Here is a 21,858-nt window from a genome sequence, read left to right on the forward strand (position 1 = left end):
TGAGCCGGGACGGCTTCTCAGACATCGGGAGCGTCGGAACGCCCTTCGAGGGATCAGGCGGCCTCGGCGACCTGGCTCGGACCGGAATCCTTGCCGCGGGCCTCGACGTCGCGATCGACGAACTCGATCACGGCCATCGGGGCGTTGTCACCCTGGCGGAAGCCGGCCTTCATGATGCGGCAATAGCCGCCCGGACGGCCCTTGTAGCGCGGGCCGAGCACGGTGAAGAGCTTCTTGACCATGTCGGCATCGCGCAGCTGCGCCATGGCGAGACGACGGGTGTGAACGCTGTCGATGCGGCCGAGCGTGATCAGCTTCTCCACCACCGGGCGCAGATCCTTGGCCTTCGGCAGGGTCGTGATGATCTGCTCGTGCTTGAGCAGAGCGACCGACATGTTGGCGAACATCGCCTTGCGATGCTCGGCGGTGCGGTTGAAACGGCGGCCGCGATAACCGTGACGCATGGTGCTGGCTTCCTTTTCGTCTCGGCCGCCGTGCCACGGTACGGCCGGGTGCCCCGAAATCGGGGCGGTTGATTCCGCATGACCCTGCGGCGGGATTCTTTCGGGACCTCGCGTCGGCTCGGCGAAGTCCCGGGTCTGGACCGGCCGAACCGACGGCGCCGTACAGCGCCGCCCCGTTCAGCCCGAGGCGGCTTCGCCTCTCAGTAGTGCTCCTCGAAGCGCTTGGCGAGGTCCTCGATGTTCTCCGGCGGCCAGCCGGGGATGTCCATGCCGAGGTGCAGGCCCATGCCGGCGAGCACTTCCTTGATCTCGTTGAGCGACTTGCGGCCGAAGTTCGGGGTCCGCAGCATCTCGCCCTCGGACTTCTGGATGAGGTCGCCGATATAGACGATGTTGTCGTTCTTCAGGCAGTTCGCCGAACGGACCGACAGCTCCAGCTCGTCCACCTTCTTAAGCAGCGCCGGGTTGAAGGGCAGCTGCGGCGCGAGCGGCGCGGCCTCTTCCTTGCGCGGATCCTCGAAGTTCACGAAGACCTGCAGCTGGTCCTGGATGATGCGGGCGGCATAGGCCAGCGCATCCTCCGGCGAGACCGCGCCGTTGGTCTCCACCGTCATGGTGAGCTTGTCCTTGTCGAGATCCTGGCCCTCGCGGGTCGTCTCGACGCGGTAGCTGACCTTGGTGACCGGCGAGAACAGCGAGTCGACCGGGATCAGGCCGATCGGGGCGTCCTCGGGGCGGTTGCGCTCAGCCGGGACGTAGCCCTTGCCGGTGGCGACCGTGAACTCCATCCGGATCTCGGCGCCGTCGTCCAGCGTGCAGATCACGAGGTCGGGGTTCAGGATCTGGATGTCGCCGACCGTGCCGATGTCGCCGGCCGTGACGAGGCCCGGGCCGGTCTTGCGCAGGGTCATGCGCTTGGGCGCGTCCGTCTGCGAGCGGATGGCGATGGTCTTGATGTTGAGGACGATGTCGGTCACGTCCTCGCGCACGCCGGGGATCGACGAGAACTCGTGCAGCACGCCGTCGATCTGCACCGAGGTCACGGCCGCGCCCTGGAGCGACGACAGGAGCACCCGGCGCAGGGCGTTGCCCAGCGTCGTGCCGAAGCCGCGCTCGAGCGGCTCGGCGACGACGGTCGCGACCCGCTTGGGGTCGTCGCCGGTCGTGACCTGCAGCTTGTTCGGCTTGATCAGTTCCTGCCAATTCTTCTGAATGACCACGATCCTACCTCTCGTCCATGCCCGGGATCCGCGACGCCCGTTCCCGCGCTTCGGCCGTTCGGCGCCGCCCCTTGGCGCCCCGAACGGTCCCTGAATCCGTGTTTGCCGTTACTCGCCGCCGACCCAGAGTGCCGGAACGAAGCTGTATCCCGCCCCGTCCCGATCCACGTAGCCGAGCGCCGGGAATTCGAGATGCGAGCCGGCGATGAAGGTCCGCTCGCTCGCCACCGCGTCCATGATCTTCTTGCGCGTCTCCCGCGCCTGATCTCCGTCGACGTCGAAGCCCACACCCGCCTGCGGGTTCTTGAACTGGATCGCCGGCAGGTGCACCACATCCGTCCACATCAGCAGCGACTGTCCACCGGAGACGATGCGGAAACCGCAATGGCCCGGCGTATGGCCGGGCAGATGGAGTGCGGTAATGCCGGGCAGAACCTCGCCACCCCGATGCTCCCGCATCCGCTTGGCATAGGGCGCCACGGCCTTCCGGGCGCCCTCGAAATACGGCTTGGCCGCATCCGGCGCCCGCGACAGGGCCTCGTCCGGCAGCCAGTGGGCCGCCTCGTCGGCGTGAACCACGATCTCGGCGTTCGGGTATCGGGCCGCACCGTCCTTCACGAGCCCGCCCACATGGTCGGGATGCAGGTGGGTGACGAGAACGGTTTCGATCTCCTCCGGCTTGACGCCCGTGAGCGCCAGCGCCGCGCCGGCCCGGCCGAGGGTCTCGGCCGGAGCCAGATCGCCATAGCCCGTATCGATCAGCACCGGCTTGCGGCCGGCGCCGGTGATCAGGAAGGCGTTCAGCGTGATCTTGGGCTGCTCGGTGCGGAAGCCCGCCACCTGTAGCCGCCCGGCCTCCTCCTGGGAGATCCCCGTGACGAGATCGAGGCTGGCCTGAAACCAGCCGTCGTTGAGCGCGGTGACCGTAAGGTCGCCGAGGTTCCAACGCAGCACGCCCGGAAGCGGCTTCGATCCCGTCATGAGCTTCTCCGTCAAAAGGCTTCTCCGGCGCGGATCAGACGCGGCGACGCTTGCGCGGCCGGCAGCCGTTGTGCGGGATCGAGGTGACGTCGCGGATCGAGGTCACCGTGAAGCCCGCGGCCTGGAGGGCGCGCAGCGCCGACTCGCGGCCCGAACCGGGACCCGACACCTCGACCTCAAGGGTGCGCATGCCGTGCTCGGCGGCCTTGCGGCCGGCATCCTCGGCGGCAACCTGGGCGGCGTACGGGGTCGACTTCCGCGAGCCCTTGAAGCCCATGGCGCCGGCGGACGACCACGAGATCGTGTTGCCCTGCGCGTCCGTGATGGTGATCATCGTGTTGTTGAACGAGGCGTTCACGTGGGCGACGCCCGACACGATGTTCTTGCGCTCGCGGCGGCGGACGCGTTGCGGTTCCTTAGCCATCTGTTCTCACTCTTCCTTCAGGCACGCCCGTAACACCAGGCGCTCGGGATTCTTCTTGGGACTTGGCCGCTTGGCCCGTGCAGGGCTGGCGAGCCAGAGCCGGGCGCCTCATGGGGCGCCCAGCGGGACGGAATGGAGGCCGAGCGAAGCCCGACCCCCCGATCCCAAAAGATTACTTCTTCTTGCCGGCGATCGGCTTCGCCTTGCCCTTGCGGGTGCGGGCGTTGGTGTGTGTGCGCTGGCCGCGGACCGGTAGCTGCTTGCGGTGACGCAGGCCGCGATAGGCGCCGAGATCCATCAGGCGCTTGATGTTCATCGACACTTCGCGGCGCAGATCGCCTTCGACCAGGTAGTCGCGGTCGATCGTCTCGCGGATCGAGAGAACCTCGGCGTCGGTCAGCTGGTTGACCCGACGTTCGGCGGGGATGTTCACCTTCTGGGTGATCTCCTCGGCCTTCTTGGCGCCGATGCCGTGGATGTACTGAAGCGCGATGACGACGCGCTTGTTGGTCGGGATGTTGACGCCTGCGATACGGGCCACGATCACTCTCCATGTCAGGCCCGGGGATCCGGGCAGGTGTCGCGCGCGTCCGGTGGAGGCCGGCCCCTGCGCACGTGAAACGGCGACGCGGCCCGCGGGCGGCCCTGGACAGGGCACCTCGGACCATCGTTCGGTTGGACGAAGGAGGGCCTGCTAGCGCGCGGGCGGCCCGATGTCAACGACCGTCAGGCATGGCCGCGTCCCGTCATGCGCCGCGTGCGGGACCCGGGCCGAGATGATCGAGGAGCCAAGATGGCGGTTCTGACCAGCGACGGCGCAACGCTCCGGGCCTTCGCCGATTCGGTGTTGCGGGCCGCCGAGGAAACCCTGGACGAGGTCCTGCCGGTGACGCTCGCGGTGATCGGCGGCATCCTCGCCGAAGCGGAGCCCGGCTCCGTGGCGCTCCAGAGCGCGGATGACGGGCCGCCCCTGCTCTGGGCGACCTTCGCCGGGCACCGCATGGTCTTCCGCTACAACCCGATGACGGCGATGATCGAGCTGCGCATCGGCACCGACGAGGGCTACCCGTTCCGCATGTTCGGCCACCGCTCGCTTCAGATGGACATCGCCAACTTCTTCGGGAGCCTGCGTCGCGAAGGGCGGGTCTGACGCATCGTCCCGGGCGCCGCGAGTCGGCAGCCGCGTCTCAGCGGAAGCCCTGGTTCCGCAGCCGGCAATAGCCGCCCATGTCCTGATAGCCCGCGGGGCAGCGGCGGGCGCAGGTCCCCGCCACATACTTGAGCGGCGGCCGGCAGGCATGGCGGAAGCGCTTCTGCCCGTACACGAAGGACTGGGCGGGGCTCTGCGCCAAGGCCGGCAGAGGGGGGAGTGCGACCGCGAGGAGGAGCGTCGCGGTGGCGAAGAGGCGGAGGGTCATGGCGATTCCGATCCGGGATGCGCCTCTCAACCCACTGACCGCGCCTCGGGTTCACGTCCGCGCGCCACCGAGCGGTCGGCGCGCGGCGAGCGACTCAGGAGGCGACGCGCTCCTCGTGCGGCTCCAGCACCGCCATCAGGTCGGCCGTGACCTTGTCGATCGGCTGCATGCCGTCGATGGTCTCCAGCATGCCCTGCTTGGCGTAATAGGCCGACAGCGGGGCCGTCTGGGCGCGATAGGCCTCGAGACGCTGCTTGAACACCTCCGGGGTGTCGTCCTTCCGCACCGCCTGGCCGCGGGCCAAGGTCTCGGCGGCCCGCTTCTCGATGCGGCCGACCAGGGCGTTCTCGTCGACCTTCAGCTCGACCACCGCGGAGAGGCCCATCCCCTTGCCGGCCAGCATCGTGCCGAGGGCCTCGGCCTGCGCCACCGTGCGCGGGAAGCCGTCCAAGATGAAGCCGCGGCGGGCATCCGCCTCCTCGATCCGCTCGGCGACGATGCCGACCACGATCCGATCCGAGACGAGACCGCCGGATTCCATCACGGCCTTGGCCTCGAGGCCGATCGGCGTCCCGGCGGCTACGGCCGCCCGAAGCATGTCGCCGGTGGAAAGCTGCGGGATTCCGAAGCGCTGTACGATCCGCTCGGATTGCGTCCCCTTCCCCGCACCGGGCGGCCCGAGCAGAATGATACGCATGGCGTTGTCCTCGTTCGGCCCACTCTCTCTGTGGGCACAAGCCGTGGTGGCGAAGCCTCCCTGGCATCGCCGGGTTCGGGGTCTTCTAGCCGGTCAGGGCCCGACAGGCATCCAGACCTTTGGGCCAGAGGCGGGCGTGTCCTTGGTGACGGCCCGCCTCTGTAGCAGGCTCAGCGCCGGCGTTGCGTGGTCGAGGCGCCACGCAGCTTGGCCTTCTTCACGAGGCCCTCGTACTGATGGGCCATCAGGTGCCCGTGGATCTGCGCCACGGTGTCCATCGTGACCGAGACCACGATCAGCAGCGACGTGCCGCCGAAACCGAGGCTCGCCGCCGCGTAGGACGACAGGATCTCCGGGCACAGGCACACCAGCGTCAGGTACAGGGCGCCGATCACCGTGATGCGGGTCAGCACCTTGTCGATGAACGCCGCGGTGCGCTCGCCCGGCCGGATGCCCGGGATGAAGCCGCCATGCTTCTTCAGGTTGTCGGCCGTCTCCTGCGGATTGAAGACCACCGCGGTGTAGAAGAACGTGAAGAAGATGATCAGCGCCGCGTAGAGCACCATGAACAGCGGGGTGCCGTGGCCGAGATAGGCCGTCACCGTGCCGAGCCAGCCGGTGGCGCCGCCATTGGCCGAGAAGCTCGCGGCGGTCGCCGGCAGGAGCAGAAGCGACGAGGCGAAGATCGGCGGGATCACGCCCGAGGTGTTGAGCTTGAGCGGCAGGAACGAGGTCTGGCCCTCGTACATGCGGTTGCCGACCTGGCGCTTCGGGTAGTTGATCAGGAGGCGACGCTGGGCGCGCTCCATGAACACGATGAAGTAGACGAGCGCCACGGCGGCGACGCCGACGCCCAAGATGATCGCCGGGGACAGGGCACCGGTGCGTCCGAGTTCCAGCGCGCCCGCGATCGCCACCGGCAGATGGGCGACGATGCCCGCGAAGATGATCAGCGAGGAGCCGTTGCCGATGCCGCGCGAGGTGATCTGCTCGCCGAGCCACATCAGGAACAGGGTGCCGCCGGTGAGCGTGATCACCGTCGAGGCCAGGAAGAACGGTCCCGGATCGATCGCGGCCGACGAGCCCTGCAGGCCGATGGCGATGCCCCAGGACTGCACCAGCGCCAGCACCACCGTCAGGTAGCGGGTGTACTGGTTGATGACCTTGCGGCCGGACTCACCCTCCTTCTTCAGCGCCTCCAGGCTCGGGATCACCGAGGTCAGGAGCTGCACGATGATCGAGGCCGAGATGTAGGGCATGATGTTCAGGGCGAAGATCGCCATGCGCTCGACCGCGCCGCCCGAGAACATGTTGAACAGGCCCAGCACGCCGCCCGATTGCTGCTGGAAGTTCCGGGCGAACTGCTCCGGGTCGATGCCGGGGATCGGGATGTACGTGCCCAGCCGGAACACCACGAGGGCGCCGAGCGTGAACCAGATGCGCTTCTTCAGCTCATCGGCCTTGGCGATCGCACCGAAATTGAGGTTGGCGGCAAGCTGCTCGGCGGCTGAGGCCATAAGCGTCGCGTCCTGGACATGTCGCCGGGCGGTGGAGCCCGGATGAAACGAAAAACGGCGGCCCGCGTGGTCGCAGGGCCGCCGCTCGAAGGTTCGGCTTAAAGGGTGCGCGGAAACCGTGCAACGGGTCCCGGCGTCGCTCCCGTCAGGCCGTCGCCGCCTCGCTGCCGCCGCGGGTGGAAGCACCCTGGGCGTAGACGACGGTGACCGAGCCGCCGGCCTTCTCGACCGCCTCGACGGCGGACTTGGAGGCGCGGGTGACCTCGAAGCTGAGCTTCGCGGTGAGCTCGCCGACGCCGAGCAGCTTCACGCCGTCGCGGGGACGGGCGATGAGGCCGGCGGCGACCAGGCTCTCCACCGTCACGGTGGCGGCCTTGTCGAGCTTGCCCGCGTCGACAGCCTCCTGGATCCGGCCGAGGTTCACCTCGTTCAGGTCCTGGGCGTAGAGGTTGTTGAAGCCGCGCTTCGGCAGGCGCCGATGCAGCGGCATCTGACCGCCCTCGAAGCCCTTGATGGACACGCCGGTCCGGGCCTTCTGACCCTTCACGCCGCGGCCCGCGGTCTTGCCCTTGCCGGAGCCGATGCCCCGGCCGACGCGCATCCGGTCCTTGGTGGCGCCGGGATTGTCGCTGATCTGGTTGAGCTTCATCGGGACCTCCTCACGCCACGTCGCCGTGGACGCGCACGAGGTGCGCAACCTTGCGGATCATGCCGCGCACGGAGGGGGTATCCTCCAGCTCGGACACGCGGTGGAGCTTGTTGAGCTTCAGGCCGATCAGCGTCGCGCGCTGGCTGGCCTCGCGGCGGATCGGCGAGCCGATCTGCTCGATGCGGAGAGTCTTCTGTGCCATCGGACCCTCCCCTTACGCGACCGCGGCTTCGGACTGGTCGGCCGGGTCGGCATCGCGGCGGCGCGACTGGAGGGTCGACACCTTGATGCCGCGGCGTGCCGCCACGGAGCGCGGGCTGTCCTCGTTCTTGAGCGCCTCGAAGGTGGCGCGCACGAGGTTGTAGGGGTTCGAGGACCCCAGCGACTTGGCGACGACGTCCTGCATGCCGAGGGTCTCGAATACGGCGCGCATCGGGCCGCCGGCGATGATGCCGGTACCCTGCGGAGCCGCGCGGAGGATCACCTTGCCGGCGCCGTGGCGGCCGTTGACGTCGTGGTGCAGGGTCCGGCCTTCGCGGAGCGAGACGCGGATCAGGCCGCGCTTGGCGGCCTCGGTCGCCTTGCGGATGGCCTCCGGCACCTCACGGGCCTTGCCGTGGCCGAAGCCGACGCGGCCCTTCTGGTCGCCGACGACGACGAGGGCTGCGAAGCCGAAGCGACGGCCGCCCTTCACCACCTTGGCGACGCGGTTGATGTGGACGAGCTTGTCCACGAACTCGCTGTCGCGCTCCTCGCGATCATCGCGGCGGCCGCGGCCCCCGCCTTCCCGTTCACGTGCCATTGCTTTACCCGTTCATCTCACTGGCGCAGGCGGCGGGCCTGCTCGCTCGATTGCTTCGAATGCCGGACATGCACGGCACGTCCGGCCCGCCGTCGTTCAACGATCCCGATCGGGGCCGCCGGCGGCGGATGCGCCGCCGGCAAGGTCCCTAAGATCAGAACTCCAGGCCACCCTCGCGGGCGGCCTCGGCCACGGCCGCGACACGGCCATGGTAGATGTAGCCGGAGCGGTCGAAGATCACCTTCGTGACGCCCGCGGCCTTGGCGCGCTCGGCGACCAGCTTGCCCACCGCCTTGGCGGCGGCGACGTCGGCGCCGGTCTTGAGTTCGCCCTTGAGGGCCTTGTCGATCGACGAGGCCGCGGCCAGCGTCTTGCCGGCGACGTCGTCGATGACCTGCACGTAGATCTGCTTCGACGAGCGGAACACCGAGAGCCGCGGGCGGCCGTTGGCGGCGGCCCGCAGCGCGCGGCGGACGCGCGCCTTGCGGCGATCGAGGGCTTCGAGCTTGCGAGACATGATGCCCTCCTTACTTCTTCTTGCCTTCCTTGCGGAAGATGAACTCGCCCGCGTACTTCACGCCCTTGCCCTTGTAGGGCTCGGGTCCGCGGTAATCGCGGATCTCGGCGGCGACCTGACCGACCTGCTGGCGGTTGATCCCGGAGATCGTGATCTCGGTGGGCTTCGGGGTAGCGATCGTGATCCCGGTGGGGATCGCGTATTCGATGTCGTGGCTGTAGCCGAGCGACAGCTTGAGGGCCTTGCCGGCCATCGCGGCGCGATAGCCGACGCCGGTGATCTCGAGCTTCTTCTCGAAGCCCTTCGACACGCCCTCGGCGATGTTGGCGATCTGCGCCCGCGACGTGCCCCACAGGGAGCGCGCCGGCTTGGACTGGTTGACGGGCTGCACCTCGATGGCGCCGTCCTTCATCGCCACGGCGACGAGCGACGGGACGTCGTAGGACAGTTCGCCCTTCGAACCCTTCATCTTCACCGTCTGACCGGTGACCGTGGCGGTAACGCCCGCCGGCACGGGGACCGGCTTCTTGCCTACGCGAGACATGGGATAACCTCCTTATGTCCCGATCAGAACACGGTGCAGAGCACTTCACCGCCGACGTTGCGCTCGCGCGCCTCGTGATCGGCCATGACGCCCTGCGGGGTGGAGACGATGGTGACGCCGAGGCCGTCGGCCACGTGCGGCAGCTCGCCGACGGACGAGTAGACCCGGCGGCCGGGCTTCGAGACGCGCTTGATCTCGCGGATCACCGGGCGCCCGTCGTAGTACTTGAGCTCGATGGCGAACTCGGTGCGGCCGTTGCCGAGGTCCGTCGCCGCGTAATCGCGGATGTAGCCCTCGGCCTTCAGGACGTCGAGAACGCTGGCACGCAGGCGCGAGCCGGGCGTCTGGACGACGTTGCGACGGCGCAGCTGGCCGTTGCGGATGCGGGTGAGCATGTCGCCCACGGGATCGTTGACCATGGGGACCTCCTTACCAGCTCGACTTGACCAGGCCGGGGATCAGGCCCCGGTTGCCAAGCTCGCGCAGCGCCACGCGGGAGATGCCCATCTTGCGGTAATAGGCGCGCGGGCGGCCGGTCATGCCGCAGCGATTGCGGATGCGGGTGGCCGACGAGTTGCGCGGCAGTTCCGCGAGCTTGAGGCGCGCCTCGAAGCGCTCCTCCATCTCGAGGGCTTCGTTGTTGGCGATCTCGAGGAGCGCCTTCCGCTTGGCCGCGAAGCGCTTCACCAGCGCCTTGCGAGCCTCATTCTTCTCGACTGAGCTTTTCTTCGACATGTGGTCTATCTCCGGTGTCCGCGTCTGAAGCCCGAGAGCTTCACTGCCGGAACGGGAACTTGAAGGCGGCGAGCAGGGCCTTGGCCTCGGCATCGGTCTTGGCGGTGGTCGCCACGACGATGTCCATGCCCCAGGTCTGCTCGGCCTTGTCGTAGGAGATCTCCGGGAACACGAGGTGCTCCTTGAGACCGAGGGCGTAGTTGCCGCGGCCGTCGAACGAGCGCGGGTTCAGGCCGCGGAAGTCACGCACGCGCGGCAGCGCGATGGTGATCAGCCGGTCCATGAACTCGTACATGCGCTGCTTGCGCAGGGTCACCTTGCAGCCGATCGGCATGCCCTCGCGGACCTTGAAGGTCGCGATGGCCTTGCGGGCCCGGGTGATGACCGGCTTCTGGCCGGCGATCAGGGCGAGGTCGCCCGCCGCCACCGAGGCCTTCTTCGAGTCCGCGGTGGACTCGCCGACGCCCATGTTGATCACGATCTTGGTGATCTGCGGCACTTCCATCGGGTTCTTGTAGCCGAACTCTTCGATCAGCTTCTGGCGAACCACCTCGTCGTAGTGCTTGCGCAGGCGCGGGGTGTAGGCGTTCTTGTCGGCCTCAGCCATCGATCTGATCCCCCGTGGTCTTGGCGAACCGGACCTTGCGCCCGTCTTCGAGGATGCGGAAACCCACGCGGGTCGGCTTGCCGTTGGCATCCGCGACCGCGATGTTCGAGAGCTGGATGGCGGCCTCCTTGGAGATGATGCCGCCTTCCTGGTTCTGGGTCTGCTTCTGGTGCTTCTTGACCAGGTTGATGCCGCGCACGAAGGCCCGGCCTTCCTTCGGCAGAACCTGGATCACCTCACCCGACCGGCCCGAATCGCGGCCGGTGAGCACGACGACCTTGTCGCCCTTCTTGATCTTGGCAGCCATTACAGCACCTCCGGAGCCAGGGAGATGATCTTCATGTGGTTGCGGGCGCGGAGCTCGCGCGGAACCGGTCCGAAGATACGGGTGCCGATCGGCTCCTTCTGATTGTTGATCAGGACCGCGGCGTTCTTGTCGAAGCGGATGACCGAACCGTCGGCACGCTTCACGTCCTTGGCGGTGCGGACGACGACCGCCTTCATGACGTCGCCCTTCTTGACGCGACCGCGCGGGATCGCCTCCTTGACGGAGACGACGATCACGTCGCCCACGCCGGCATACTTGCGCTTCGACCCGCCGAGTACCTTGATGCACATCACACGGCGTGCACCCGAGTTGTCGGCGACGTCCAGATTCGTCTGCATCTGGATCACGTGCGTGACTCCTTGTTTCAGGCGGGTTTCCGCACACGGACGGTATTGCCCGGCGGACGACGCCTGATGGGGACCTGATGTCCCCGGCTCATGTGTTCGACCGCGCTGGCGGTGTCGCAAGGACACCGGCGCGGTCACCGCGTTCACAGGGTGCGAGCACCCATCGGAATGTCGCGAAGGCCGGGCGGATACTACGGGCCGCCCCGGATGGCAAGCGGAGCGGCGCGAAATCGTCGGCGGCGCATGGCTGGATTGACCCGATGCACGGCCTGGTTCCAGTCGGCGCCCGTCAGGAGGCCGCGTCGCGTGGGGATCGTCGGCGCGCCCCGATTCGGCCTCGCGCGCACGACTCGCTGCGGATCTGTCGTGCGGGCCGGCGTGCCTCTCAAAACGCGACGACCGGCGCGCCTCTCGGCGCACCGGTCGCTGAGCGCTCGGGCGGGACTCAGGCGGGCTGGCCGCCTGATTCGAACAGGAAGCCGTCGAGGCTCGGGATCGTCACCGACGCGCCGCTCGCGGGCTTCGACAGGCGCCAGGGCCGCTCCGAGCGGGCGCGGATCGCTTCGGAGGGGCGGAGCCGCCGCATGAGACCGTCCTCGCCGACCTCCTCGATCGCCAGGAATCCGTAGACCTGAAGCCGGGAGGCCGTCAGTTTCGTCCCGCGATCCTCGGCGGCGACGACCATGCTGCCGGTGGCGTAGACGGCATCGAGCAGGGACCGCTGCTCGCTGCGCCGGCGGCTGCGTGCCTCCCACTCGCCCGGTGCCTGGGCGGGAATGGCCCGCCGGAACGGAACGACGTTGCTGACCGCGACGCAACCCATACGCAAAACCCTTGACGCAGACCCGCGGCGGCACACGGGCCGCCCGTTGATCGCGACAATTCGACGGATCGCTTTAATTCTCCGTAGACCCTGCCGGCGCCCCCCTGCCCCGATCCGGTACGTCCCCTCCGGCAACCCGGCAGGATTTGCCGGCTTGCCCGCGTCCGGGGCGGGGTCCTCACGGCGGCCGCACCGGCCGTCAACGGGCCTCCTCTCATCTCCGCCGGATGGCTTCGGCCCCTCTGGGCTGCCTCCTACCCCCGACAGCGGAGTGGGACGCATCGCGTGACGGTTTCGGCGGGAGACCGTTTCATCGCCGGCCGAATCCGAGGTCGCGGCCATCGTTCGATCCGGCACGACGGGCGACCCAGGGGCCTGCTCCGGTCAGGATGGCCTCAGCCGAGATGCGCCTTCGGTCGCGAGCGGCGCCGCACGAGTCGCGCGGCGAGCCTGTCGAGAGCGACGCACAGGCCCGCGTAGAGGGCGCCGACGAACAGGAAGATCTCGGCCGGGTAGACCATGGTGCGGTTGTTCACCTGGGTGGCCACGAAGGACAGCTCGGGCACGCCGATCACGTAGGCGAGCGAGGTGTCCTTGATGAGCGTGGTCAATTGATTGACGAAGGACGGCGCCATGGCCCTGAGCGCCTGTGGCAGGATGATGAAGCGCAGCACCGGCCAGCGGCCGAAACCGAGGGCGAGGCCGGCCTCCCACTGGCCGTGGCCGATGCTCTCGATCCCGGCCGCCACCCCGTACGAGAGATAGGCCCCGCCGACGAGCGCCAGGGTCGCCGCCACGGTGCCGATCTCCGGAACCGATACGCCGAACAGGATCGGCAGCAGGAAGTAGCTCCAGAAGATCAGCATCACGATCGGCACGGCGCGGAAGACGCCGAGCCCGATGGTCAGAGCGACGCGGGACGGCCCCGCGCTCATCGCCAGGGCGATGCCCAGGACGAGACCCAGCAGGGCCGAGGCGAGGCCGGACAGGCCGGAGAGGATCAGCGTCAGCGCCAGCCCGCCGACCGGGCCCCTGGGCCAGGCGCCGAGCAGCAGGTAGCCGAGATTGTCGGTGATGATCGCAGGGTTCATCGGCGCGGTCCCGGAGCCGCGGCGCGGCGGGCCGCCGCCTGCCCCGCCGCCTCGACCAGGGCGACCGCGCCCACATAGAGCAGCGTCGCGATGCCGAAGGCCTGGAAGGTCTTGAACGTCTCGGTCTCCACCTGCCGCGACGCGTAGGACAGCTCCGCGAGGCCGATCGTCATGGTGAGGGCGGTGTTCTTGATCGTGTTGAGGTACTGGCCGACGATCGGCAGCCAGGCGACGCGCAGGGCCTGTGGCAGGACGATGTGGCGGAAGGCCTGGACCGGCGTCAGGCCAAGGGCGATGGCCGCCTCCCGCTGGCCGGGGCGAACACCGTTGACGCCTGCCCGGCCCTCCTCGGCGATGTAGGCGCCCGCATAGACGGTGAGGCCGAAGAACCCGGCCAGGGTCTCGTAGGCCGGCCAATGCACGGCGCCGAATCCCAGATCGAGGGCGTGCGGCGTGTTCAGCCAGGTTGTCGCGCCGCTCGGCAACAGGGCTGCGCCCACGAAGTACCAGACGAAGAGCTGCACCAGCAGCGGCGTGTTCCGGACGATCCCGACGAAGCCGGCCACGGCCCGCCCGGCCGCGGCGCCGCCCGCTTCCCGCAGGCAGCACGCCGCGAGACCCACCCCGGTGCCGGCGAGACACACGGCCGCCGAGAGGGCCAGGGTGAGTTCGAAGCCTTGGATCAGCCAGACGAGGTAGCGAGGCGCCAACAGGTCGCCGAAGAGCTGGCCCATCGCCGTCGCCCGGCCTCGGCTAGTTGCGGTCGCCGATTCGGAACAGGCGCGGCAGCGGCTGCTCGGTGTTCGGGCCGAACCAGCGATCGTAGATCTGTGCCGCCTTGCCGCGCGCCTCCAACTCGCGCAGCGCCTCGTTCACGAGATCCCGAAGCCGGCCCTCCCCCTTCGGGATGCCGACGCCGATATAGTCGTTGGAGATGCTGAAGGGCGGGATCTCGTAATTCTGGCGGTCCGGCACCTTCGCCAGCAGCCCGACGAGCTTCGGCCCGTCCTGCGTGATCGCCTGGACGTTGCCGTTGCGCAGGGCCGTGAAGGCGAAGGGCGTGTCATCGAAGGCGACCACCGTCGCCTTCGGGAAGTCCCGGCGTAGCACGATCTCGTTGGTGGTGCCCCTGTCGACGCCGATGCGCAGGCCGTTGAGCTGATCGGGGGACGACAGGGTGCCCTTCTTGGTCAGGAACTGCTGGCCGGACGCGAAGTAGGGGATGCTGAAGTCGAGTTGCTTGCCCCGCTCCTCCGTGATCGTGAAGTTCGCCAGGACCAGATCGACTTTGCCGGAGATCAGCAGCGGGATCCGATTCGCCGGGTTGGTGGGACGCAGTTCGACCTTTATGCCGAGCTTGTCGGCGATGGCCTGGGCGTAATCGACATCGAGCCCGGCAATCTGCAGGGTCCCGCGATCAACGAAGCCGAAGGGCGGATTGCTGTCGAAGACGGCCACCCGGAGAACGCCGGCCTTCCGGATGTCGTCGAGCCTGTCGGCCTGAGCTGCACCCACCGAACAAAGGATTGCCAGGGCGAGAGCGAAGAGGCGGCGCACGCGAATCTCCATTGGACGGAGCGGTGACAAAAACTCGGGCCGTTCACGGACGACGGAAGATCTTCGGTGCCGGACGCAAGACGATCTCCGGTCCGGAGAAGACGATCGGAGCGGTCTGTCCCGAGCCTCCGCATCATTCTCTGAAAGCCGCAATCCGATCAACGGACCGGATTTCCGTTTTTCACCGGAACATCAGCACAGCGTGCTGGGGAAGCGTGGAGAAAGGCGGTGGATGTTCTTCTTGCACCGGCAGGACGATTCGCGTGATCTTCCCCGGGTTCTGCCGCGGGTTGATGCCATCCCGGATCGAGCGCGGGGGCGGCCGTGGTTGACGGTCCGGTGATGCGGTGAGGGTCGTGTACGCGCGGACGGGGATTCCGCGCCTTGACCGATCCTTAACCTCCGGCGCGGTGCAGTTTTCTGCCGCCACCGCATTGACCTGCGGGACAACCGCGGCTAGAAGCGCGCCACTTCGGACGGCCATCGGCTGCCGACGGCCCTTGGGCATACCCCCTTGACGCCGCCGCCATCGCCCCGCGCGCTCCGAGGGTTCAAATCGCCTGACGCTTAAGTCAGATCCGTAGGTATGAGCGCGTTCGTTTCGGGCGTGCTCCTCTGCCCACACCGCGCCGAGGGTCCGTGACAGGCCCTCCGGCGCATATTCGTTTTGCGGACTGCCCTGTGCAGTCCGGCCTAGGTGACCGAGGAAGAGGGCACAGGATGCCGACGATCAACCAGCTGATCGCCCAGCCGCGGAAGATCCAGCGGAGCCGCAACAAGGTTCCGGCGCTCGACGCTTGCCCGCAGAAGCGCGGCGTCTGCACCCGCGTCTACACGACGACCCCGAAGAAGCCGAACTCGGCGCTCCGTAAGGTCGCCAAGGTGCGCCTCACCAACGGCTTCGAGGTGATCGGCTACATCCCGGGTGAGGGTCACAACCTTCAGGAGCACTCCGTGGTGATGATCCGCGGCGGCCGCGTGAAGGATCTTCCGGGCGTACGCTACCACATCCTGCGCGGCGTGCTCGACACGCAGGGCGTGAAGAACCGCAAGCAGCGCCGTTCGAAGTACGGCGCCAAGCGTCCGAAGTAAGTCGGACGCCCGGATTTTTCCCGGGCGCCGGTCTGCGTTTCCACGGCCTCGCAAGGATGTCGCCGGCCTTACGGCTCAGGCGGCCTGCGCGGGGTGCTTAAGATCTTTTCGTTCGAGAGTTCCAGAAGATGTCCCGTCGTCACTCTGCCGAGAAGCGTGAGATCATCCCGGACCCGAAGTACGGGGACGTGGTGCTGACGAAGTTCATGAACTCCATCATGTACGAGGGCAAGAAGTCGACCGCCGAGCGGATCGTCTACGGTGCCTTCGACATCGTCGAGAACCGCGCCCGCGCCAACCCGATCGAGGTGTTCCGCGCCGCCCTCGACAACGTCGCCCCGATGATCGAGGTCCGCTCCCGCCGCGTCGGCGGCGCGACCTACCAGGTCCCCGTCGAGGTGCGCACCGAGCGTCGCCAGGCCCTCGCCATCCGTTGGCTGATCCAGGCGGCCCGTTCGCGCAACGACCGGACCATGATCGAGCGGCTCTCCGCCGAGCTGCTCGACGCCGCCAACAACCGCGGCAACGCCGTCAAGAAGCGGGAAGACACGCACCGGATGGCGGAAGCCAACCGCGCCTTCTCGCACTACCGCTGGTAAGCGGTTCCGCCGTCTCTCAGGAGCAATTCGATGCCCCGCACGCACGCGATCGAGGACTACCGCAACTTCGGCATCATGGCCCACATTGATGCCGGCAAGACCACGACGACCGAGCGGATCCTCTACTACACCGGAAAGTCCCATAAGATCGGCGAGGTCCATGAGGGCGCCGCCACCATGGACTGGATGGCGCAGGAGCAGGAGCGTGGCATCACGATCACCTCGGCTGCGACGACCTGCTTCTGGCGCGACAAGCGCCTGAACATCATCGATACCCCCGGTCACGTCGACTTCACCATCGAGGTCGAGCGCTCCCTGCGCGTGCTCGACGGCGCCGTGTGCGTGCTTGACGGCAACCAGGGCGTCGAGCCGCAGACCGAGACCGTGTGGCGCCAGGCCGACAAATACGACGTGCCGCGCGTCGTGTTCGTCAACAAGATGGACAAGATCGGCGCCGACTTCTTCAAGTGCGTCGCCGACATCATCGACCGCGTCGCCGGCAAGCCCGTCTGCCTGCAGCTGCCGATCGGTGCCGAGTCCAGCTTCCAGGGCGTGATCGACCTCATCAAGATGAAGGCGATCGTCTGGACGGGTGAGGCGCTCGGCGCCAACTTCGACGAGACCGAGATCCCGGCCGACCTGAAGGATCAGGCTGTCGAGTACCGCACCAAGCTGGTCGAGGCCTGCGTCGAGCTCGACGACGAGGCGATGTCCGCCTACCTCGACGGCAGCGAGCCCGACGAGGCGACCATGCGCCGCCTGGTGCGCAAGGCCGTGCAGCTGCGCGCCTTCCACCCGGTGCTGTGCGGCTCGGCCTTCAAGAACAAGGGCGTGCAGCCGCTCCTCGACGCCGTCGTGGACTACCTGCCCTCCCCGGCCGATCGCGGCGAGATCAAGGGCATCGACTTCAAGACCGAGGAAGAGACCGTCCGTCACCCGACGGATTCGGATCCCTTCTCCATGCTCGCCTTCAAGATCATGGACGATCCCCACGTCGGCACGATCACCTTCTGCCGCGTGTACTCGGGCAAGGTCGAGACCAGCGCCAACGTGCTGAACTCGTCGCGCGACAAGAAGGAGCGTGTCGGCCGCATGCTCCTGATGCACGCCAACAACCGTGAGGACATCAAGGAGGCCTTCGCGGGCGACATCGTCGCCCTGGCCGGCCTCAAGGATACCCGCACGGGCGACACCCTCTGCGATCCGCAGAAGGCCGTGATCCTCGAGAAGATGGAATTCCCCGAGCCCGTCATCGAGATCGCCGTCGAGCCGAAGTCGAAGGCCGATCAGGAGAAGCTCGGCATCGCGCTCTCGAAGCTCGCCGCCGAGGATCCGTCCTTCCGCGTGTCCACGGACCAGGAATCCGGCCAGACCATCCTCCGGGGGATGGGCGAGCTCCACCTGGACATCAAGGTCGACATCCTGCGCCGCACCTACAAGGTCGACGCGAATATCGGCCAGCCGCAGGTGGCCTACCGCGAGAAGCTGACCCGCCGTCAGGAGATCGACTACACGCACAAGAAGCAGACCGGCGGTACCGGTCAGTTTGCCCGCGTTAAGTTCGTGGTCGAGCCGAACGAGCCGGGCGCCGGCTTCCAGTTCGAGTCGAAGATCGTCGGCGGCGCGGTGCCGAAGGAGTACATCCCCGGCGTCGAGAAGGGCCTCAACTCGGTCCTGGGTGCGGGCGTCCTCGCCGGCTTCCCGGTGGTCGACGTGAAGGTCGAGCTGATCGACGGCGCCTACCACGACGTCGATTCCTCGGCGCTGGCCTTCGAGATCGCGTCCCGTGCAGCACTCCGTGAGGCCCTGCAGAAGGGCGGCTCGGTCCTGCTCGAGCCGGTGATGAAGGTCGAGGTCGTCTCGCCGGAAGAGTACACCGGCTCGGTCATCGGCGACCTGAACTCCCGCCGCGGCCAGATCCAGGGTCAGGACATGCGCGGCAACGCCAACGTCATCAACGCGATGGTGCCGCTGGCCAACATGTTCGGCTACGTGAACAACCTGCGCTCCATGTCGCAGGGCCGGGCGAACTTCACCATGCAGTTCGACCACTACGAAGAGGTGCCGCGCGGCGAGGCCGACAAGGTCATCGCCAAGTACGCCTAAGGCTTCGGCCTGAGGCATCTCTTCTTCCGCAACGCGAATTCGAATCTAGGAGGCTCTGATGGGCAAGGAAAAGTTCTCCCGCACCAAGCCGCACTGCAACATTGGCACGATTGGTCACGTTGACCACGGCAAGACGTCGTTGACGGCGGCGATCACGAAGGTTCTGGCGGAGACGGGCGGGGCGACGTTCACGGCCTACGACCAGATCGACAAGGCTCCGGAGGAGAAGGCGCGCGGGATCACGATCTCGACGGCGCATGTGGAGTACGAGACGCAGAACCGTCACTACGCGCACGTGGATTGCCCCGGGCACGCCGACTACGTGAAGAACATGATCACGGGCGCGGCGCAGATGGACGGCGCGATCCTGGTGGTTTCGGCGGCCGACGGCCCGATGCCGCAGACCCGCGAGCACATCCTTCTGGCGCGCCAGGTCGGCGTTCCGGCGCTGGTGGTGTTCCTCAACAAGGTCGACATGGTCGACGACGAGGAGCTCCTGGAGCTGGTCGAGCTGGAGGTGCGCGAGCTCCTGTCGAAGTACGACTTCCCCGGCGACGACATCCCGATCACCAAGGGCTCGGCGCTGATGGCGCTTGAGGACAAGGAGCCGAAGATCGGCAAGGAGGCGGTGCTGGCGCTGATGGCGACGGTGGATGCCTACATCCCGCAGCCGGAGCGTCCGATCGACCTGCCGTTCCTGATGCCGATCGAGGACGTGTTCTCGATCTCGGGCCGCGGCACGGTGGTGACGGGTCGCGTCGAGCGCGGCATCGTCAAGGTCGGCGAGACGGTGGAGATCGTCGGCATCCGCGACACGCAGACCACGACGGTCACGGGCGTGGAGATGTTCCGCAAGCTGCTCGACCAGGGCCAGGCGGGCGACAACGTCGGCGTGCTGCTGCGCGGCACGAAGCGCGAGGACGTGGAGCGCGGCCAGGTCGTGTGCAAGCCGGGTTCGGTGAAGCCGCACGCCAAGTTCAAGGCCGAGGCCTACATCCTGACCAAGGAAGAGGGCGGCCGCCACACGCCGTTCTTCACCAACTACCGGCCGCAGTTCTACTTCCGCACCACCGACGTGACCGGGATCGTGACGCTGCCCGAGGGCACCGAGATGGTGATGCCGGGCGACAACGTGACCATGGACGTGGCGCTGATCGTGCCGGTGGCCATGGAGGAGAAGCTGCGCTTCGCCATCCGCGAGGGCGGCCGCACCGTCGGTGCCGGCGTCGTCGCCGCCATCAACGATTGAGCTCGAGCAAGCATCCTTAGCAGGGCGCGGCGGGGTCAAGGCCCCGCACACCCCGCCGTCCCTCTCAAGGTTCCAGGATCATGAACGGTCAGAACATCCGTATTCGCCTGAAGGCGTTCGATCACCGCATCCTCGATGCGTCGACCAAGGAGATCGTCTCCACGGCCCGGCGCACCGGCGCGACCATCCGGGGTCCGATCCCGCTCCCGACGCATATCGAGAAGTTCACCGTGAACCGCTCGCCGCACATCGACAAGAAGTCGCGCGAGCAGTTCGAGATGCGCACGCACAAGCGTGTGCTCGATATCGTCGATCCGACGCCGCAGACCGTGGACGCGCTGATGAAGCTCGACCTCGCCGCTGGCGTGGACGTGGAGATCAAGCTCTGAGTCCGCTGAGGACTTAGAGCTTACCGTTTCATCGCGCGAGGGAGAGAACCTATGCGCTCAGGCGTCATCGCACAGAAGGTCGGCATGACCCGCGTCTTTACGGACGCGGGGGAGCATGTCCCCGTCACGGTGCTCAAGATCGACCAGTGCCAGGTGGTTGCCCACCGCACGGTCGAGAAGAACGGCTACGTTGCGCTGCAGGTCGGCGTCGGCAAGGCCAAGGTCAAGAACGTCTCGGCCGCCGAGCGGGGCCGCTTCGCGGTTGCGAAGGTCGAGCCGAAGAAGAAGCTCGCCGAGTTCCGCGTGTCCGAGGACGCGCTGATCCCGGTCGGCGCCGAGATCACCGCGGACCACTTCATCCCCGGCCAGTTCGTGGATGTCACCGGCACGACGACCGGTAAGGGCTTCGCCGGCGGTATCAAGCGCTGGAACTTCGGCGGTCTGCGCGCCACCCACGGCGTGTCGATCTCGCACCGCTCGATCGGTTCGACCGGTGGTCGTCAGGATCCCGGCAAGACCTTCAAGAACAAGAAGATGCCGGGTCACCTCGGCGTCGAGCGGGTCACGACCCAGAACCTCCGCGTCGTGCGCACCGATCCCGAGCGTGGCCTCATCCTCGTCGAGGGCGCGGTTCCGGGCGTGGCCGGCGGCTGGATCCAGATCCGCGACGCGGTGAAGCGCAAGCTCCCCGCCGACGTTCCGCTGCCGGGCAAGTTCCGTGAGAACGGCGCGTCCGCCCCGGCTCCCGAGGCCGCTGCGGCTGAGGAGACCGCGTGATGAAGCTCGATATCAAAACCCTCGACGGTGCCGGTGCCGGCTCGGTCGAGCTCAACGAAGAGATCTTCGGGCTCGAGCCGCGCGCCGACCTGCTGCAGCGCATGGTCCGCTGGCAGCTCGCCAAGCGGCGCGCCGGTACCCATGCCGTGCAGAACCGCTCGGACGTGAACCGGACCCGCAAGAAGCTGTACAAGCAGAAGGGCACCGGCAACGCCCGTCACGGCGCGGCCTCGGCGCCGCAGTTCCGCGGCGGCGGCCGGGCCTTCGGCCCTGTGCCGCGTGACCACAGCCACGACCTGCCCAAGAAGGTCCGTGCGCTGGCTCTGCGTCATGCCTTGTCGGCCAAGGCCAAGGCCTCGACCCTGATCGTCGTCGACGACATCAAGATCGAGGATCACAAGACCAAGGGTCTCGTCGAGCGCTTCGGCAAGATGGGCCTCTCGAACGCGCTGATCATCGGCGGGGCCGAGGTCGACGTGAATTTCGGCCGGGCCGCCCGCGCCATCCCGCAGATCGACGTGCTGCCCGTGCAGGGCATCAACGTCTACGACATCCTGCGCCGCGACACGCTCGTCCTGACGAAGGCCGCCGTCGACGCGCTGGAGGAGCGTTTCAAATGAGTGCCGATCCGCGCCACTACGACATCGTCGTCTCCCCGGTCATCACCGAGAAGGCGACGAACCTGACCGAGCAGAACAAGGTCGTGTTCCGGGTCGCCCCCAAGGCGACCAAGCCTCAGATCAAGGAGGCCGTGGAGAAGCTGTTCGACGTCAAGGTCACGGCCGTGAACACCCTTGTCACCAAGGGAAAGAAGAAGATTTTCCGCGGCCTCCGCGGACAGCGCTCCGACGTGAAGAAGGCGATCGTGACCCTGGCCGAGGGCCACACGATCGACGTCACGACCGGGCTCTGAGGACGGGTTTTA

31 protein-coding genes are annotated in these 21,858 nt (G+C 67.5%); 9 read left to right on the forward strand and 22 right to left on the reverse strand.

The window, feature by feature from the left end:
* Positions 1-53: 53 nt before the first annotated feature.
* The 5 genes from rplQ to rpsM all read right to left on the reverse strand — a co-directional run bounded on the left by rplQ (position 54) and on the right by rpsM (position 3,630).
* Positions 54-464: a 50S ribosomal protein L17 gene (rplQ, locus tag P9K36_RS12795; protein ID WP_043355049.1), complete on the reverse strand. Its 411-nt coding sequence runs from the start codon at positions 462-464 to the stop codon at positions 54-56.
* Positions 465-664: 200 nt separating this feature from the next.
* Positions 665-1,684, reverse strand: a complete 1,020-nt coding sequence (locus P9K36_RS12800; RefSeq protein ID WP_010686165.1) for a DNA-directed RNA polymerase subunit alpha — start codon at positions 1,682-1,684, stop codon at positions 665-667.
* A 108-nt stretch (positions 1,685-1,792) separates the two neighbouring features.
* Positions 1,793-2,665, reverse strand: a complete 873-nt coding sequence (locus P9K36_RS12805; RefSeq protein WP_043355054.1) for an MBL fold metallo-hydrolase — start codon at positions 2,663-2,665, stop codon at positions 1,793-1,795.
* 34 nt (positions 2,666-2,699) lie between these two features.
* Positions 2,700-3,089 (reverse strand): 30S ribosomal protein S11, encoded by a 390-nt coding sequence (gene rpsK, locus P9K36_RS12810; protein WP_010686167.1) that lies wholly within the window; start codon positions 3,087-3,089, stop codon positions 2,700-2,702.
* A 172-nt stretch (positions 3,090-3,261) separates the two neighbouring features.
* Entirely contained in the window at positions 3,262-3,630 is a 369-nt protein-coding gene (rpsM, locus tag P9K36_RS12815; protein WP_010686168.1) for a 30S ribosomal protein S13, read from the reverse strand.
* A gap of 252 nt (positions 3,631-3,882) precedes the next feature.
* Here rpsM and P9K36_RS12820 point away from each other — a divergent pair, with 252 nt between their 5' ends.
* The gene (locus tag P9K36_RS12820) at positions 3,883-4,239 is read left to right on the forward strand and encodes a hypothetical protein (RefSeq protein ID WP_278307132.1); all 357 of its coding nucleotides are present in this window, start codon (positions 3,883-3,885) and stop codon (positions 4,237-4,239) included.
* A 37-nt stretch (positions 4,240-4,276) separates the two neighbouring features.
* Here P9K36_RS12820 and P9K36_RS12825 read toward each other — a convergent pair whose 3' ends face one another.
* From P9K36_RS12825 to P9K36_RS12905, 17 genes are all read right to left on the reverse strand, one after another.
* The gene (locus P9K36_RS12825) at positions 4,277-4,507 is read right to left on the reverse strand and encodes a hypothetical protein (RefSeq protein ID WP_278307133.1); all 231 of its coding nucleotides are present in this window, start codon (positions 4,505-4,507) and stop codon (positions 4,277-4,279) included.
* 94 nt (positions 4,508-4,601) lie between these two features.
* The gene (locus P9K36_RS12830; RefSeq protein ID WP_043355040.1) at positions 4,602-5,204 is read right to left on the reverse strand and encodes an adenylate kinase; all 603 of its coding nucleotides are present in this window, start codon (positions 5,202-5,204) and stop codon (positions 4,602-4,604) included.
* Between the two features lie 170 nt (positions 5,205-5,374).
* Positions 5,375-6,721, reverse strand: coding sequence for a preprotein translocase subunit SecY (gene secY / locus P9K36_RS12835; RefSeq protein WP_043387379.1), 1,347 nt, complete (start codon positions 6,719-6,721; stop codon positions 5,375-5,377).
* Between the two features lie 145 nt (positions 6,722-6,866).
* Positions 6,867-7,370: a 50S ribosomal protein L15 gene (gene rplO, locus P9K36_RS12840; protein WP_043355037.1), complete on the reverse strand. Its 504-nt coding sequence runs from the start codon at positions 7,368-7,370 to the stop codon at positions 6,867-6,869.
* A 10-nt stretch (positions 7,371-7,380) separates the two neighbouring features.
* Positions 7,381-7,572, reverse strand: coding sequence for a 50S ribosomal protein L30 (rpmD, locus tag P9K36_RS12845; protein WP_043355035.1), 192 nt, complete (start codon positions 7,570-7,572; stop codon positions 7,381-7,383).
* Positions 7,573-7,584: 12 nt separating this feature from the next.
* The gene (rpsE, locus tag P9K36_RS12850; protein ID WP_043355033.1) at positions 7,585-8,172 is read right to left on the reverse strand and encodes a 30S ribosomal protein S5; all 588 of its coding nucleotides are present in this window, start codon (positions 8,170-8,172) and stop codon (positions 7,585-7,587) included.
* 154 nt (positions 8,173-8,326) lie between these two features.
* A complete protein-coding gene (rplR, locus tag P9K36_RS12855; protein WP_010686176.1) occupies positions 8,327-8,689 on the reverse strand; it encodes a 50S ribosomal protein L18 in 363 nt (120 codons plus the stop codon).
* 10 nt (positions 8,690-8,699) lie between these two features.
* On the reverse strand, positions 8,700-9,233 hold the full coding sequence (rplF, locus tag P9K36_RS12860; RefSeq protein WP_043387380.1) for a 50S ribosomal protein L6: 534 nt from the start codon (positions 9,231-9,233) through the stop codon (positions 8,700-8,702).
* Between the two features lie 23 nt (positions 9,234-9,256).
* Positions 9,257-9,652 (reverse strand): 30S ribosomal protein S8, encoded by a 396-nt coding sequence (gene rpsH, locus P9K36_RS12865; protein WP_012319176.1) that lies wholly within the window; start codon positions 9,650-9,652, stop codon positions 9,257-9,259.
* A 10-nt stretch (positions 9,653-9,662) separates the two neighbouring features.
* Entirely contained in the window at positions 9,663-9,968 is a 306-nt protein-coding gene (gene rpsN, locus P9K36_RS12870; protein ID WP_043387382.1) for a 30S ribosomal protein S14, read from the reverse strand.
* 40 nt (positions 9,969-10,008) lie between these two features.
* Positions 10,009-10,575 (reverse strand): 50S ribosomal protein L5, encoded by a 567-nt coding sequence (rplE, locus tag P9K36_RS12875; protein ID WP_043348261.1) that lies wholly within the window; start codon positions 10,573-10,575, stop codon positions 10,009-10,011.
* A complete protein-coding gene (gene rplX / locus P9K36_RS12880) occupies positions 10,568-10,882 on the reverse strand; it encodes a 50S ribosomal protein L24 (protein WP_012319178.1) in 315 nt (104 codons plus the stop codon). Before rplX ends, rplE begins: the two co-directional genes overlap by 8 nt.
* Positions 10,882-11,250: a 50S ribosomal protein L14 gene (rplN, locus tag P9K36_RS12885; protein ID WP_010686182.1), complete on the reverse strand. Its 369-nt coding sequence runs from the start codon at positions 11,248-11,250 to the stop codon at positions 10,882-10,884. Before rplN ends, rplX begins: the two co-directional genes overlap by 1 nt.
* 445 nt (positions 11,251-11,695) lie before the next feature.
* Entirely contained in the window at positions 11,696-12,073 is a 378-nt protein-coding gene (locus tag P9K36_RS12890; RefSeq protein WP_043348264.1) for a hypothetical protein, read from the reverse strand.
* Positions 12,074-12,468: 395 nt separating this feature from the next.
* Positions 12,469-13,164: an amino acid ABC transporter permease gene (locus P9K36_RS12895; protein ID WP_111473917.1), complete on the reverse strand. Its 696-nt coding sequence runs from the start codon at positions 13,162-13,164 to the stop codon at positions 12,469-12,471.
* A complete protein-coding gene (locus tag P9K36_RS12900) occupies positions 13,161-13,898 on the reverse strand; it encodes an amino acid ABC transporter permease (RefSeq protein WP_111473916.1) in 738 nt (245 codons plus the stop codon). Before P9K36_RS12900 ends, P9K36_RS12895 begins: the two co-directional genes overlap by 4 nt.
* 19 nt (positions 13,899-13,917) lie before the next feature.
* Positions 13,918-14,721 (reverse strand): ABC transporter substrate-binding protein, encoded by an 804-nt coding sequence (locus tag P9K36_RS12905; RefSeq protein ID WP_205782297.1) that lies wholly within the window; start codon positions 14,719-14,721, stop codon positions 13,918-13,920.
* A 720-nt stretch (positions 14,722-15,441) separates the two neighbouring features.
* Between P9K36_RS12905 and rpsL the strand changes: the two genes are divergently transcribed.
* The 8 genes from rpsL to P9K36_RS12945 all read left to right on the forward strand — a co-directional run bounded on the left by rpsL (position 15,442) and on the right by P9K36_RS12945 (position 21,846).
* Entirely contained in the window at positions 15,442-15,813 is a 372-nt protein-coding gene (gene rpsL / locus P9K36_RS12910; protein ID WP_007557568.1) for a 30S ribosomal protein S12, read from the forward strand.
* Between the two features lie 128 nt (positions 15,814-15,941).
* Positions 15,942-16,412: a 30S ribosomal protein S7 gene (gene rpsG / locus P9K36_RS12915; protein ID WP_007557567.1), complete on the forward strand. Its 471-nt coding sequence runs from the start codon at positions 15,942-15,944 to the stop codon at positions 16,410-16,412.
* A 30-nt stretch (positions 16,413-16,442) separates the two neighbouring features.
* Positions 16,443-18,518, forward strand: coding sequence for an elongation factor G (gene fusA / locus P9K36_RS12920; protein ID WP_043348274.1), 2,076 nt, complete (start codon positions 16,443-16,445; stop codon positions 18,516-18,518).
* A 58-nt stretch (positions 18,519-18,576) separates the two neighbouring features.
* On the forward strand, positions 18,577-19,767 hold the full coding sequence (gene tuf, locus P9K36_RS12925; RefSeq protein WP_043348276.1) for an elongation factor Tu: 1,191 nt from the start codon (positions 18,577-18,579) through the stop codon (positions 19,765-19,767).
* Positions 19,768-19,847: 80 nt separating this feature from the next.
* The gene (gene rpsJ / locus P9K36_RS12930; RefSeq protein ID WP_043351245.1) at positions 19,848-20,156 is read left to right on the forward strand and encodes a 30S ribosomal protein S10; all 309 of its coding nucleotides are present in this window, start codon (positions 19,848-19,850) and stop codon (positions 20,154-20,156) included.
* Positions 20,157-20,207: 51 nt separating this feature from the next.
* Positions 20,208-20,933, forward strand: a complete 726-nt coding sequence (rplC, locus tag P9K36_RS12935; protein WP_043351246.1) for a 50S ribosomal protein L3 — start codon at positions 20,208-20,210, stop codon at positions 20,931-20,933.
* Entirely contained in the window at positions 20,933-21,553 is a 621-nt protein-coding gene (gene rplD, locus P9K36_RS12940; RefSeq protein ID WP_043351248.1) for a 50S ribosomal protein L4, read from the forward strand. The genes rplC and rplD overlap by 1 nt, the downstream gene beginning before the upstream one ends.
* Positions 21,550-21,846, forward strand: coding sequence for a 50S ribosomal protein L23 (locus P9K36_RS12945; RefSeq protein WP_012319188.1), 297 nt, complete (start codon positions 21,550-21,552; stop codon positions 21,844-21,846). The genes rplD and P9K36_RS12945 overlap by 4 nt, the downstream gene beginning before the upstream one ends.
* Positions 21,847-21,858 lie beyond the last annotated feature (12 nt).

It is taken from the genome of Methylobacterium sp. 391_Methyba4 (assembly GCF_029691625.1).
GTDB lineage: Bacteria > Pseudomonadota > Alphaproteobacteria > Rhizobiales > Beijerinckiaceae > Methylobacterium > Methylobacterium fujisawaense.

What these genes read in the sequence shown, in the direction of transcription:
- rplQ (WP_043355049.1), bottom strand. Translation starts at nt 464, where the DNA reads ATGCGTCACGGTTATCGCGGCCGCCGTTTCAACCGCACCGCCGAGCAT.
- P9K36_RS12805 (WP_043355054.1), bottom strand. Translation starts at nt 2,665, where the DNA reads ATGACGGGATCGAAGCCGCTTCCGGGCGTGCTGCGTTGGAACCTCGGC.
- rpsK (WP_010686167.1), bottom strand. Translation starts at nt 3,089, where the DNA reads ATGGCTAAGGAACCGCAACGCGTCCGCCGCCGCGAGCGCAAGAACATC.
- P9K36_RS12820 (WP_278307132.1), top strand. Translation starts at nt 3,883, where the DNA reads ATGGCGGTTCTGACCAGCGACGGCGCAACGCTCCGGGCCTTCGCCGAT.
- P9K36_RS12825 (WP_278307133.1), bottom strand. Translation starts at nt 4,507, where the DNA reads ATGACCCTCCGCCTCTTCGCCACCGCGACGCTCCTCCTCGCGGTCGCA.
- P9K36_RS12830 (WP_043355040.1), bottom strand. Translation starts at nt 5,204, where the DNA reads ATGCGTATCATTCTGCTCGGGCCGCCCGGTGCGGGGAAGGGGACGCAA.
- secY (WP_043387379.1), bottom strand. Translation starts at nt 6,721, where the DNA reads ATGGCCTCAGCCGCCGAGCAGCTTGCCGCCAACCTCAATTTCGGTGCG.
- rplO (WP_043355037.1), bottom strand. Translation starts at nt 7,370, where the DNA reads ATGAAGCTCAACCAGATCAGCGACAATCCCGGCGCCACCAAGGACCGG.
- rpmD (WP_043355035.1), bottom strand. Translation starts at nt 7,572, where the DNA reads ATGGCACAGAAGACTCTCCGCATCGAGCAGATCGGCTCGCCGATCCGC.
- rpsE (WP_043355033.1), bottom strand. Translation starts at nt 8,172, where the DNA reads ATGGCACGTGAACGGGAAGGCGGGGGCCGCGGCCGCCGCGATGATCGC.
- rplR (WP_010686176.1), bottom strand. Translation starts at nt 8,689, where the DNA reads ATGTCTCGCAAGCTCGAAGCCCTCGATCGCCGCAAGGCGCGCGTCCGC.
- rplF (WP_043387380.1), bottom strand. Translation starts at nt 9,233, where the DNA reads ATGTCTCGCGTAGGCAAGAAGCCGGTCCCCGTGCCGGCGGGCGTTACC.
- rpsH (WP_012319176.1), bottom strand. Translation starts at nt 9,652, where the DNA reads ATGGTCAACGATCCCGTGGGCGACATGCTCACCCGCATCCGCAACGGC.
- rpsN (WP_043387382.1), bottom strand. Translation starts at nt 9,968, where the DNA reads ATGTCGAAGAAAAGCTCAGTCGAGAAGAATGAGGCTCGCAAGGCGCTG.
- rplE (WP_043348261.1), bottom strand. Translation starts at nt 10,575, where the DNA reads ATGGCTGAGGCCGACAAGAACGCCTACACCCCGCGCCTGCGCAAGCAC.
- rplX (WP_012319178.1), bottom strand. Translation starts at nt 10,882, where the DNA reads ATGGCTGCCAAGATCAAGAAGGGCGACAAGGTCGTCGTGCTCACCGGC.
- P9K36_RS12890 (WP_043348264.1), bottom strand. Translation starts at nt 12,073, where the DNA reads ATGGGTTGCGTCGCGGTCAGCAACGTCGTTCCGTTCCGGCGGGCCATT.
- P9K36_RS12895 (WP_111473917.1), bottom strand. Translation starts at nt 13,164, where the DNA reads ATGAACCCTGCGATCATCACCGACAATCTCGGCTACCTGCTGCTCGGC.
- P9K36_RS12900 (WP_111473916.1), bottom strand. Translation starts at nt 13,898, where the DNA reads ATGGGCCAGCTCTTCGGCGACCTGTTGGCGCCTCGCTACCTCGTCTGG.
- rpsL (WP_007557568.1), top strand. Translation starts at nt 15,442, where the DNA reads ATGCCGACGATCAACCAGCTGATCGCCCAGCCGCGGAAGATCCAGCGG.
- rpsG (WP_007557567.1), top strand. Translation starts at nt 15,942, where the DNA reads ATGTCCCGTCGTCACTCTGCCGAGAAGCGTGAGATCATCCCGGACCCG.
- fusA (WP_043348274.1), top strand. Translation starts at nt 16,443, where the DNA reads ATGCCCCGCACGCACGCGATCGAGGACTACCGCAACTTCGGCATCATG.
- tuf (WP_043348276.1), top strand. Translation starts at nt 18,577, where the DNA reads ATGGGCAAGGAAAAGTTCTCCCGCACCAAGCCGCACTGCAACATTGGC.
- rpsJ (WP_043351245.1), top strand. Translation starts at nt 19,848, where the DNA reads ATGAACGGTCAGAACATCCGTATTCGCCTGAAGGCGTTCGATCACCGC.
- rplC (WP_043351246.1), top strand. Translation starts at nt 20,208, where the DNA reads ATGCGCTCAGGCGTCATCGCACAGAAGGTCGGCATGACCCGCGTCTTT.
- rplD (WP_043351248.1), top strand. Translation starts at nt 20,933, where the DNA reads ATGAAGCTCGATATCAAAACCCTCGACGGTGCCGGTGCCGGCTCGGTC.
- P9K36_RS12945 (WP_012319188.1), top strand. Translation starts at nt 21,550, where the DNA reads ATGAGTGCCGATCCGCGCCACTACGACATCGTCGTCTCCCCGGTCATC.